Genomic DNA, 10,883 nt, shown 5'->3' with positions numbered 1-10,883 from the left:
ATGCCCCATGCCCCATGCCCCATGCCCCATGCCCCATGCCCCATGCCCAATGCCCAATTAAAATATAAAATCTCCAGTCCAAAACTCTCCTACCAAGATACAATTCGATCTGATAAAAGCTGTTAAAGTCCATAAACCATTGATTCCCAAACCACCCTATGAGCATTCACGAAGTATTTATGCCGGCGCTGAGTTCCACCATGACCGAAGGCAAAATCGTTTCCTGGGTGAAATCGCCAGGAGACAAAGTGGAAAAAGGCGAAACAGTGGTGGTTGTAGAGTCAGATAAGGCAGATATGGATGTAGAAACCTTTTATGAGGGATTTCTTGCCCATATTATAGTTGAAGCTGGTGAAACTGCCCCGGTAGGATCTGCGATCGCCTTCATCGCCGAAACGGAAGCTGAAATTGAACAGGCGAAATCTCTTGCCAATTCCGACGGCGCGGCGGCTACTACTACCGCTTCCCCGGAACCAGTCGCCGCCACAGCCTCAGTTGCAACACCTGCCTTAGCGTCTCAAAACGGGTCTAACCATAAAGAAGGAAGGCTTGTAGCTTCACCCCGTGCCCGCAAGTTAGCCAAAGAACTCAAAGTTGATTTAACTACACTCCAAGGCAGTGGCCCCCACGGTCGCATTGTCGCCGAAGATGTAGAAGCATTATCTAATAAAGGCAAACAACCCGCCCCTGCCCCAGTTGCCCCACCAGCACCTGTACCAACCAGCGCCCCAGTTGCACTCCCAGCACCCCGCACACCAGCACCCGCACCCGTGGCGGCGGCTGTTCCTGGTCAAACTGTGCCTCTAACTACCTTCCAAAATGCCGTAGTGCGGAACATGGTAGCTACTATATCCGTACCCGTCTTCCGTGTCGGTTATACAATTACCACCGATGGATTAGACAAACTTTATAAACAAATTAAATCCAAAGGCGTGACAATGACAGCGCTACTGGCGAAAGCTGTAGCGGTAACGTTGCAAAAACACCCATTGTTAAATGCTAGCTACTCAGACCAGGGTATTGTTTATCATTCTGATATCAACATTTCTGTAGCAGTGGCGATGGATGATGGCGGATTAATTACACCTGTGCTGCAAAATGCAGACGCAGTGGATATTTATTCTCTATCGCGTACTTGGAAATCTTTGGTAGAACGTGCTAGGACAAAACAGCTACAGCCCCAAGAATACAACAGTGGTACTTTTACGCTGTCGAATTTAGGGATGTTTGGCGTGGATAAATTTGATGCGATTTTACCACCTGGACAAGGTTCAATTTTAGCGATCGGGGCATCTCGTCCGCAAGTAGTAGCAACACCCGACGGTTTATTTGGCGTGCGGCAACAAATGCAAGTCAATATTACTTCTGACCATCGGATTATTTACGGTGCTCATGCTGCGGCGTTCTTGCAAGATTTAGCGAAATTGATTGAGACGAACCCTCAATCTTTGACAATGTAATTTTGAAAAGACACCAAATTTAAATGTTAGCGCTATCAGCGAGCAGCAGTTTTTCGTAGAGTAGCGCTAACAATAAATAATACATACACTTATAGGACTTACGCAAAAATTGCTAAAAAGCTTAATTTCTCGAACCGCCAAGACGCCAAGAGCGCCGAGAATTCGTAGAGTGTGCGTAAGTCCTAACTTAAATTTTTTATGAACAATCTATAATAATTTTGGACTATTATTACAAGCCGTTGCAATTTAAAAGCTTGTCGAAATGTTCTGCCAGAAATTTACTTGGTGAAGTAGACCTTCTGAGGATTGCTGCGAACTTGAAACAGGAGCAAAAACAGAAGGGAAAACTGGGACAATTTTTGACTCCTGCTCCAGTAGCAGAATTAATGGCTGGGATGTTTAGGAAGCTTGATCTTCCTCAAATATCTCTACTTGATGCTGGAGCAGGAGTTGGCTCATTACTTGCAGCTTTTGTGGCTAACCTTTGTCAAAGGAAACGACGCCCAGCCAATTTAGATATTGTTGCCTATGAAATTGATCCGTTTCTGATTGCGTATTTGCATCAGACATTAAAATTATGTGCCAGAGAATGTCAAATAGCTGGGATCTCTTTAAATTATGAGATTCGGAATAGGGATTTTATTGAGGATGCTGTCAGAGTTCTTCAGCCTAGTTTCTTCGATAAGTTTGACAATTGCAAATTTACCCACGCTATTCTCAATCCCCCATATTTGAAAATTAACGCTCATTCCAAAGTTCGTACTTTGTTACGTTCTATAGGATTAGAAGGCAGCAATTTATATACAGGTTTTATGGCTGCTACAGTTCAACTTCTTGAATCAAAAGGGGAACTTGTAGCTATCTCGCCGCGTAGTTTCTGTAATGGGCCATATTTTAGAGACTTCCGCAGAATGTTTTTAGAAATGATGGCTTTAGACCAAATACATATATTTGAATCCAGACAGGAAGCTTTTAGTGATGATGAAGTTTTGCAGGAAACAATTATCACTCATGCTGTCAAACAAAAACTAAAATTTGACAATGTACTTATCAATACAACTTCGGGCGTTGATGATGATTTTATTCTGTCAAATTACTTACCTTATACAGAGATAGTTCATCCGCACGATTCGCAACAATTCATCCACATTATCCCAGATACACTAAGTCAGCAGGTCATTCGACAAATGGCAAATTTTACCTGCACATTAAAAGACCTTGAATTGACCGTATCAACGGGACGTGTTGTAGATTTTCGCGCCAAAGAATATCTGTGTTTAATGCCAGAAAAAAACTCTGTTCCTTTGATTTATCCATTGAATTTCTCAGGAGGATATGTTGAGTATCCAAAGGTAACTAGAAAACACCAAGCTCTAGTACATACAGAAAAAACAGTCTCTCTTCTAGTACCAAATGAAAATTATGTATTGACCAAACGATTCTCCTCAAAGGAGGAAAAAAAACGAGTGGTTGCTGTTGTATATGATGCTAATCAGATTGATTGTTATTGGGTAGGTTTTGAAAATCATCTGAATTATTTTCACAAGGGCGGAAGGGGACTCAATCTTACCCTAGCACGCGGTCTTACTGCTTATCTTAACTTTAGCCTCGTAGACATATTTTTTCGTTTATTTAATGGTCATACTCAGGTTAATGCCACTGATTTACGTAATTTAAAATATCCTACAATATCGCAGCTAATAACCTTGGGGCTATGTATTACTGAGCATTTCCCATCACAGAAAGAAATTGATCAACTTGTGCAAGAAAAGCTACTGAGTATGAGCAATCAATCTGAAGACAACCCCTTAATAATTAAAACCCGTATTGATGAAGCACTACAAATACTAGTTGAACTTGGGCTTCCACGGGCACAACTTAATGAACGTTCAGCCTTAACCCTTTTGGCTCTAATTAACTTAAAACCAACTGATTCTTGGAACGCTGCTGCATCTCCCTTAATGGGAATTACACCAATGATGGAATTTATGGCACAGCACTATGGCAAAAGATATAAACCTAATACGCGGGAAACTGTTTGTCGCCAAACAGTCCATCAATTCTTAGACGCAGCTTTAATAATTGCAAATCCAGATGCTCCTGACCGCGCCATTAACAGTCCAAAAACGGTATATAAGATTGAAGAAAGTGCCCTTGAGCTATTACGTACTTATAAAACTACTGAATGGAAAAAGAGCCTTGGCACTTACCTTGCTTCAGTTGAAACCTTGAAAAAACGATATGCTCAGGAGCGGGAATTATCACGTATACCTATTGTGATTGAAGGGAACGTAAAAACTCTATCTCCAGGTGGACAGAATATTCTGATTGAGAAGATTATTAAGGAGTTTGCAGAACGTTTTACACCTGGAGGAAAATTGATTTATGTTGGTGATACAGATGAGAAATTTGCTTATTTTAATGAAGTGGCATTGAGAGATTTAGGCATTACTGTTGATTCTCATGGGAAAATGCCTGATGTGATTATCCATCATCTTAAAAAGAATTGGCTAGTTTTAATTGAAGCCGTAACTTCTCATGGGCCAATTAACCCTAAACGAAAGAAAGAGCTTGAAGTTATTTTTGCTGATATAAAAATTCCTCTTGTAATGGTAACAACCTTTTTAAGCCGGAAAGCGATGGTAGAGTATTTGGCTGAAATTGCTTGGGAAACCGATGTTTGGGTTGCTGAAGATTCTACTCATCTTATTCACTTTAATGGAGAATACTTATTACAAGCTTACAAAGTAGATAGAGATTTGGAAACAGAATAAACTGTAAAAGGGCAAATTATTTGCCCTCTCTCATTTTTTTGCCAAATTAGGATATTCCCTACAAATTTATCCTTTTACACAAAGAACTTGCTTAAGTGTTGCTACAATTTCAACTAAATCAGCTTGATTACTCATAACTTGTTCTATCGGCTTATAAGCACCAGGAATCTCGTCTAATACACCCTCATCTTTACGGCATTCTACGCCATTTGTTTGCTCTATTAAATCATCCAGTGTATAAACATTTTTTGCCTTATTTCTTGACATTAAACGCCCTGCACCATGAGAACAAGAACAAAAACTGTGGGCATTACCTTTACCCTTAACGATGAAAGACTTTGCACCCATCGAACCAGGAATAATCCCATAATCTTCAGTCTGGGCGCGGACTGCGCCTTTACGAGTAACGTAAACATCCTCATCAAAATGCACTTCTTTTTCGGCGTAATTGTGATGACAATTAACCTGCAATAAAGGCTTAGTTGCCTTCCCACCTGCTAAATGCTTCTCGACAATATGCTTAAAACGCGCCATCATCACATCGCGGTTGACACGCGCATAGTTTTGTGACCATTGCAAATCATGCCAGTATGCTTGAAATTCTGGCGTACCAGCGACAAAGTGAGCCAAATCAGGGTCAGGCAATTTATTACCTGCCATCTTTGCTAATTCTCTGGCTGTATGAATGTGGCACTGGGCTAGTTTATTGCCTATGTTACGCGAACCAGAATGCAGCATTAGCCAAACTTGATTCTCTGTATCAAGGCACACTTCAATAAAATGGTTTCCTCCACCCAGAGAACCCATCTGTTTCATTGCTTTACCTTGTAAGTCTTGCACGCCGCGATGCAAGTCTTTAAAATCATCCCAAAGTTGCCAATTGCTGACAGATTTTTCAACGTCTTTGTTTTCGTTGAATCCAGTAGGAATTGCTGCTTCAATATCCAGGCGGATTTTCTTTAGTTTACCTTCGAGTTGTTCGGCGGTAAATGATGTTTTGATAGCGCTCATCCCACAACCAATATCCACGCCCACAGCAGCTGGGATAATCGCTTCTTTGGTTGCAATTACAGAACCCACTAAAGCACCTTTTCCTAAGTGAACATCTGGCATTAATGCGACATGCTTAAACACAAATGGTAACGATGCTACATTCTTTGCCATTTTAGTTTCTTCTGGGCCCAAAGAGTGATTTGCCCAGGATAAGACGGGTGCTGGTGTGGTAATTTCTAACTTTTCGTAGGGCATAATTTTTTTATTTTGGATTTTAAATTTTAGATTTTGGATTGGGTATATTGTACTGATAATTATCTGTATGACTTATAAGCCATTATCTAGTAATTTTCTATAGTTTGTAGTAAGCACTTTAGTGCTTATAAAATAAGGACTAAAGTCTTTACTACTAGCTTGCTTACCCATCAATTTAAACTTGACATACTACTAGTAGCCCCACAAAATTAATGGGACAGACCACTAGTTAGTTGTAGCAATTTAAAGATTGTATTGTCTTTAATTTGGCTTGCTTAATTTTCGTAAATCTGAAGAACCCCTATTTATACTACAATTGTAATAAACGAGATTACAGGTGTCAAGTTATTACCACAGAGTGACAGCAGATGCTTACTAAATGTATTAAAATTTGTAAAGAAAATTACTCTGTTTAAATAATTCCTTAAAATTCTGACAGAATATGGCAGTGCGTCAAGATACAATCTGGGAACGTTTTTTATCCCCTGTAGTACGTCTTTTGATTGATGAAGACGGGTTACGGCTTTACGCTGATAGTATTGACTGGGAGAAAGAGTGCGATCGCTATCGACGAGATGATGTGATAATTCCGGCGTACTACAGCAGTCAAAATTTTCACGGTGTTACAGGCGGATATCTTAATTACGGTGCAGCAGTTAGTTACGATCCGATTACCCAATATGTTCTGCCACCGAATGAAACTATTGTCCGTCAGGCTTTAGTTGATGCCGTCAAGGTAAAACCACGACGCATACTTGATTTAGGCTGTGGTACAGGTTCCACTACTTTAATGTTAAAGCAAGCTTTCCCCGAAGCGGAAGTTATTGGTTTGGATTTATCACCTTATATGCTGGTAAGGGCAGAAGATAAAGCTAGAAATGCTGGTTTAGATATAGTCTGGCGACATGGGAATGCTGAAAAAACTAGTTTCAGAGATGCAACATTTGACTTAGTGACAGCTTCTTTGCTATTCCACGAAACACCAGATACAGTATCTCTAGCAATTCTACGGGAAAGCTTCCGGTTGCTGGTAACTGGAGGACAAGTATTAATTCTAGATGAGAATCAGAAGACTCTGCGTCAGTTAGAATGGCTGAATGATGTTTTTGAGGAGCCATATATTCGTGAGTATGCTGCTGGTAGCGTAGAGGCGAATATGGGTGCAGCCGGATTTGAAGCTGTGCGATCGCACGATGTATGGTGGATAAATCAGGTAACTAGCGGCGTTAAACCAATAGCAAGCGAAAATATCCGTCGGTATATTCCCACATCAATAGATAATGATTTGGAGGGACTTGGATCTCCAGCATTTGGCATAAGGGCATGAGTTTAAAGGCAGTTCTCTTTGATTTTAATGGTGTCATCATTAACGATGAGCCAATCCACCTGCAACTGATAGATGAGATTCTCATTGAAGAAAATCTCCAACCCCAACGGGTGAGTGAGCGTCAAGCTTCTCTAGGACGCAGCGATCGCGCTTGTTTTGGGCAACTACTCGCTAATCGTGGTAGAGTCGCTAACGAAAGCTATTTAACTCAGCTGCTGTACCGCAAAGCCCAAGCCTATGTGGTGGAACTAGAGAAAATCGAGAAACTGCCTTTATATCCAGGTGTAGAAGATTTAATTTTTCAGGTGCGATCGCGGAATCTGAAACTAGGATTAGTTAGTGGCGCTATTCGTCAAGAAATAGAATTGGTACTCAATCGAGCTAAACTGGCTGAACATTTTAAAATTATCGTCGCAGGTGATGATATTACCACCAGTAAACCAGAACCGGATGGTTATTTACTGGCAGTGAAACGCCTAAATAAAGAATATCCCGATTTGAATCTTCAACCGCATGAATGTCTGGCAATTGAAGATACTCCAGCAGGTATCGAAGCGGCGAAGCGATCGCACATGCAAGTTGTAGGTGTAGCGAATACTTACCCATTCCACATGCTCCAGCGCTGCTGTAACTGGACTGTTGACTATCTCAGTGATTTGGAACTCGAACGGGTGCAGAAGGTTTATTCTCAAAAACAGCCTCAGCCATCGGCAACTGAATGTTAGAATACTCTATGGTGATAGTGTATTGAGTTAATGAGTAATATTACTCTTGACTTAGCATAGATTTTGGGGAATTAGCTCAGTTGGTAGAGCGCTGCGATCGCACCGCAGAGGCCATCGGTTCAAATCCGTTATTCTCCATTGTCCATTAAATAATTATTGTCACTTTTAAAGAATTATTGTCCATTTTTTCCAAGTTCAGGGACATAAGTTACGTAGTTTCGGGGCTTTCAGCAATTAAATCAGTTTTAAAGAATTATTGTCCAAAATCAGCCTGTAAAACTCGGCTAATATATGTTTTCTAATTTAATTTATTACAGCCGACTCAAGGCTCTTTAATTACAAGAGTAGCTTTAAAGCCCTTTATTTGCAGTCTAATTACAAAAATATACTACCTCTTGTTTTGCTGTTTTCACCCAAGCAGAGGCTCCACTAGTATATAGCTGCGTTTTACGTGCGATCGCAGTAGACATGATTTACTTTAAAAGTGGCGAGAAAATAATCAAAGCAGAAATGCTCAAACACTTTTTTAGTAAGCCTTTTGGCTTATTACCGACTATTGAGCAAATGGACAATAATTATTTAATGGGTAGAACAGAATGCTTTAGCTGTCTTTTGGATGTCAAATTAATTGAAAAGAAGTAACTGTGAAAAATATCAAAATCATTGTGGAAAAGCACGCTGATGGATATGTTGCTTATCCTTTAGGTATTCAAGGGATTGTAGTTGGTGAAGGTGACACTTATGAAGAAGCTCTAAATGATGTGCGCTCGGCCATTTTGTTTCATGTCGAAACTTTTGGAGAATCGGTACTAGAATCTGAATCTTTAATACTCGAAGCTTTTGTTGCAGAGGCAAGCATCTAATGGCAAAGTTTCCTGTTGATGCTCCTAAATCAAAAGTAATTAAAGTGCTTGAGGGTTTTGGATTTTCAATAGTTAGAGAAAAAGAGCATATTTCTATGATTAGACAAAATCCTGATGGCACAACTACTCCTTTAACTTTGCCAAATCATAAACTTATCAAAGGTTCTACCCTCAGAAGTATCTGCACTCAATCGGGTATATCACGGGATGATTTTATTGCTGCTTATGAACAGGTATAGAAATATAGTATGCGATCGCCATACTAGATGCAAAGGTACGAAGATTTTGGCGAGGATTGAGCGAATGCTATGCAGTTGACATTGAAGAAAAAGCTAAAAAAAGGAGCCTAACTTAGGCTCCTTAATAAAAAACTGTAATAGGATTGTGACTACTTAACAGTCACCTTACCGCCAGCTTCTTCGATGCGCTTCTTAGCATCTTCAGCAGCATCCTTAGCAAGACCTTCTTTAACTGCCTTGGGCGCAGCTTCTACCAAGTCTTTCGCTTCTTTCAGACCCAAACCGGTCAATTCCCGGACAATCTTCAGCACGGCAATCTTCTTATCAGCTGGGACTGATTCAAGAATCACTTCAAACTCGGTTTGCTCAACAGCTTCCTCAGCAGGAGCAGCACCACCACCACCGCCAGGCATCATCATCATGCCACCGACGGGTGCAGCAGCACTTACCCCAAAAGCTTCTTCAATTTGCTTGACTAACTCAGAAGCTTCAAACAAAGAAAGGGTTTTTAGTTGTTCTAAAATTTGATCGGTTGCAGCAGACATTGATATAACTCCTGTAATTTTGATTATTTATTAGTCATTAGTCTTTAACTATAGACTTTTGACTTTTGACTGATGAACTACAAAGCCGTCTATTCAGCAGCAGTTTCAGTACTGCTATCAGCTTCAGTAGCGGTTTCAACACTACCACCACTTTGCTCTTGGTCGGCCACAGCTTGCAAAGCACGAGCCAGTGAGCTGGGAACTTCGTTGATACCCACAGCAATCTTCGTAGCCAAGGCGTTGATAGCTCCAGCGATTTGTGCAATGAGTTGTTCTTTAGATGGCAAGTCTCCTAGAGCTTTGACATCCGGTTCTTTGAGTAGACGACCTTCCATGACACCGCCACGAAGTTCTGTCTTCTTGGTGGCTTTTTGGAAGTCTTGGTAAGCCTTAATTGCAGATGAAAAATCTTCTTTTACTAACAAAAAGGCTGAAGAACCTTTGAGTAGTTCTGACAATGGCTGCCATTTTTCTTCATCTTTAATAGCAATGCCCATCAAAGTATTTTTAGTGACTTTGCAGACAGCGCCACTCGGACGTAGCCGCCGCCGTAAATCGCTAATTTCAGCAACTGTCAGTCCCTGATACTCTATTACCAGTGCCAGAGTTGACTCACTCAAAGTTTCTTTGAGGTCAGCTACTATCTCTTTTTTATTTTCTAGTGTTCTACCCATTCCAATCTCACCTCCTTAAAATAATCGGGGAAGTGCCCTACTTGTACGTTTTTTCTCAACCTGAACCCAAACAACAAACCCCAGCTAACTTAGCCGGGGTTGAGTATTAAGACTCTTGACGCCATAGTTATCACACCTTTAAGGGTGGTAATTTCTGACTATTAGAGTTTTAACCTCGGCAGGATATTTAAGCTATTAGCACCTGCTGTCTCCGGCTTTGCCTATTTAATTTAAAGTTAGAAGTGAGTAGTTAGGAGTTAGAAGTTTTATTCTTAACTCTTAACTTATAACTCATAACTTTTATTAACCTGCTTCGCTCAGTTTCAAATCTCGTAGGGCGGTGACATCAATTTTAATCGATGGCCCCATTGTGGCTGACACATAAAATGTGCGCCAATAACGACCTTTAGCCCCTGAAGGACGGTTACGATCAATCGTCTCCTGCAATGCCTTCAGGTTGACTAACAAATCTTCAGGCGAGAATGTTGTCTTACCAAACATAACATGCACAATGCCAGTTCGGTCAGCTCGGAATTCTAATTTACCAGCTTTGAATTCTGCGATCGCACTTCCTAAATCAAATGTTACGGTTCCGCCTTTGGGAGATGGCATCAAACCACGCGGCCCAAGCAACTTACCTAGTTTTGCCACCTGTGGCATCACATCGGGTGTGGCAATCAGCTTGTCAAAATCCATTCTACCTTTTTGGATTTCGTCAATCAGTTCTTCTGAACCGACTATATCAGCACCAGCGTTGCTTGCTTCGTTGACCTTTTCGCCTCTGGCTATCACCGCCACCCGGACGATTTGTCCTGTACCTTTGGGCAGTGCTACCGTTGTCCGCAACTGTTGGTCTGTATACTTAGGGTCAATTCCCAACCGGACATGCGCTTCCGCAGCTTCGGTAAATTTAGCTGTTGCTGTCTCTTTGAGAAGGGCTAAAGCCTCCAAAGGATGATAGTCCTTATCTTCTACTTTTGCTTGCAATCCTTGCAAACGACGCGATATTTTTGCCATTTTTCTCTCCT

10 protein-coding genes, 1 tRNA gene and 1 other annotated feature are annotated in these 10,883 nt (G+C 41.0%); of the genes, 7 read left to right on the top strand and 4 right to left on the bottom strand.

Annotated features, from left to right (window positions below):
* Positions 1 to 158: 158 nt before the first annotated feature.
* Entirely contained in the window at positions 159 to 1,460 is a 1,302-nt protein-coding gene (locus CDC33_RS19905; protein WP_109010002.1) for a dihydrolipoamide acetyltransferase family protein, read from the top strand.
* Between the two features lie 317 nt (positions 1,461 to 1,777).
* A complete protein-coding gene (locus CDC33_RS19900) occupies positions 1,778 to 4,234 on the top strand; it encodes a BsuBI/PstI family type II restriction endonuclease (protein WP_244919292.1) in 2,457 nt (818 codons plus the stop codon).
* Positions 4,235 to 4,300: 66 nt separating this feature from the next.
* On the opposite strand, the gene CDC33_RS19895 is transcribed toward CDC33_RS19900, so the two are convergent.
* Entirely contained in the window at positions 4,301 to 5,482 is a 1,182-nt protein-coding gene (locus CDC33_RS19895; protein WP_109010000.1) for an RtcB family protein, read from the bottom strand.
* 442 nt (positions 5,483 to 5,924) lie between these two features.
* Between CDC33_RS19895 and CDC33_RS19890 the strand changes: the two genes are divergently transcribed.
* From CDC33_RS19890 to CDC33_RS19870, 5 genes are all read left to right on the top strand, one after another.
* Positions 5,925 to 6,809, top strand: a complete 885-nt coding sequence (locus tag CDC33_RS19890) for a class I SAM-dependent methyltransferase (protein ID WP_109009999.1) — start codon at positions 5,925 to 5,927, stop codon at positions 6,807 to 6,809.
* Positions 6,806 to 7,534, top strand: a complete 729-nt coding sequence (locus tag CDC33_RS19885) for an HAD family hydrolase (RefSeq protein ID WP_109009998.1) — start codon at positions 6,806 to 6,808, stop codon at positions 7,532 to 7,534. Before CDC33_RS19890 ends, CDC33_RS19885 begins: the two co-directional genes overlap by 4 nt.
* A 65-nt stretch (positions 7,535 to 7,599) precedes the next feature.
* A tRNA-Ala gene (locus CDC33_RS19880) sits at positions 7,600 to 7,672 on the top strand.
* Between the two features lie 527 nt (positions 7,673 to 8,199).
* Positions 8,200 to 8,397 carry a type II toxin-antitoxin system HicB family antitoxin gene (locus CDC33_RS19875; protein ID WP_244919291.1) on the top strand — a complete coding sequence of 66 codons (198 nt, stop codon included), beginning with the start codon at positions 8,200 to 8,202 and terminating at the stop codon, positions 8,395 to 8,397.
* Positions 8,397 to 8,636, top strand: coding sequence for a type II toxin-antitoxin system HicA family toxin (locus CDC33_RS19870; RefSeq protein ID WP_026788601.1), 240 nt, complete (start codon positions 8,397 to 8,399; stop codon positions 8,634 to 8,636). Before CDC33_RS19875 ends, CDC33_RS19870 begins: the two co-directional genes overlap by 1 nt.
* 149 nt (positions 8,637 to 8,785) lie before the next feature.
* Here the strand turns inward: CDC33_RS19870 and rplL are convergent, their stop codons facing one another.
* The 3 genes from rplL to rplA form a co-directional block, all read right to left on the bottom strand.
* Positions 8,786 to 9,181 carry a 50S ribosomal protein L7/L12 gene (rplL, locus tag CDC33_RS19865; protein ID WP_109009996.1) on the bottom strand — a complete coding sequence of 132 codons (396 nt, stop codon included), beginning with the start codon at positions 9,179 to 9,181 and terminating at the stop codon, positions 8,786 to 8,788.
* 89 nt (positions 9,182 to 9,270) lie between these two features.
* Positions 9,271 to 9,855 carry a 50S ribosomal protein L10 gene (rplJ, locus tag CDC33_RS19860; protein WP_109009995.1) on the bottom strand — a complete coding sequence of 195 codons (585 nt, stop codon included), beginning with the start codon at positions 9,853 to 9,855 and terminating at the stop codon, positions 9,271 to 9,273.
* A 63-nt stretch (positions 9,856 to 9,918) separates the two neighbouring features.
* Positions 9,919 to 10,088 (bottom strand) — a sequence feature (ribosomal protein L10 leader region).
* Between the two features lie 70 nt (positions 10,089 to 10,158).
* Entirely contained in the window at positions 10,159 to 10,872 is a 714-nt protein-coding gene (gene rplA / locus CDC33_RS19855; protein ID WP_109009994.1) for a 50S ribosomal protein L1, read from the bottom strand.
* Between the last annotated feature and the right edge of the window lie 11 nt (positions 10,873 to 10,883).

It is taken from the genome of Nostoc commune NIES-4072, assembly GCF_003113895.1.
Lineage (GTDB): Bacteria > Cyanobacteriota > Cyanobacteriia > Cyanobacteriales > Nostocaceae > Nostoc > Nostoc commune.
Note: the sequence above shows the minus strand (reverse complement) of the source record. Positions and strands in the feature narration are given on the sequence as shown.